Genomic DNA, 1,011 nt, shown 5'->3' with positions numbered 1-1,011 from the left:
GCCGGTGTAGACGTTGTCTGGCGCGGTTACGGTAATCGAACCGGTGGTGCCGTTCGCCGGAACGGTGATCACCGTTTTGCCGTCACTCAAGGTGAAGTACAACGGCGCGTGGTTATCGATCGGCAAGCCGTCTTTGTTGGTCAGGGTGACGGTGTAGGTGATCTCGCCACCTTCGGTTACCGAAGGGGTGGCGGTCAGTTTGGCGATGACGTCATCAGTGGTGTCGGTGACTTTGACCGACGCCGCGTCGCCCAGCTGCAGGTTTTCGAAGGCACGGCCATCGATGTCTGCTGCCGACTTGATACCCAGGCTGATTTCGCCAGCGTCTTTGTAGACGTCATCGCCTTGCGCTTCGTGGGTGTAAGGCGCGCTGGTTTCGCCCGCTTTGATGGTGACGGTAGCGTTGTTGCTCAGGGTCACGACCAGATCGTGAGCCAGGGCAGTGTTGATGTGAACGGTGAAGGTCGGTTTGACGTTTTCCGCCACCGAGACTTGATCAGCAGTGATGGTGACTTTGACCACATCGCCTTCGTTGCCTGGGGTACCCGGCTCGTCGGTCACAGTGGTGCTGACCGGGGTCTTGTCCAGAACCAGGTTTTCGAACTTCCAGGCGTCAGCGCCGCTGACCGCCTGCAGGCTCTGCTCTACCGGTGGGTTAGCGCCGGTGTAGACGTTGTCTGGCGCGGTTACGGTAATCGAACCGGTGGTGCCGTTCGCCGGAACGGTGATCACCGTTTTGCCGTCACTCAAGGTGAAGTACAACGGCGCGTGGTTATCGATCGGCAAGCCGTCTTTGTTGGTCAGGGTGACGGTGTAAGTGATCTCGCCGCCTTCGGTGACCGATGGGGTGGCGGTCAGTTTGGCAATGACGTCGTCAGTGGTATCGGTGACTTTGACCGATGCCGCGTCGCCCAGCTGAAGGTTTTCGAAGGCACGACCGTCAACATCGACCGCGGACTTGATGCCCAGGGAAATTTCGCCAGCGTCTTTGTAGACGTCATCGCCCTGCGC

At 59.2% G+C, this 1,011-nt stretch carries 1 protein-coding gene; it reads right to left on the bottom strand.

Annotated features, from left to right (window positions below):
• The coding region (locus tag OO306_RS28015; protein ID WP_265970381.1) for an immunoglobulin-like domain-containing protein at nucleotides 1–1,011 on the bottom strand (1,011 nt) is incomplete at both ends.

The sequence above is a fragment of the Pseudomonas sp. DCB_AW genome, assembly GCF_026240895.1.
Taxonomy (GTDB): Bacteria; Pseudomonadota; Gammaproteobacteria; order Pseudomonadales; family Pseudomonadaceae; genus Aquipseudomonas; species Aquipseudomonas kermanshahensis.
The sequence above is the reverse complement of the archived record's forward strand: the minus strand, read 5'-3'. Positions and strand labels throughout refer to the sequence as shown.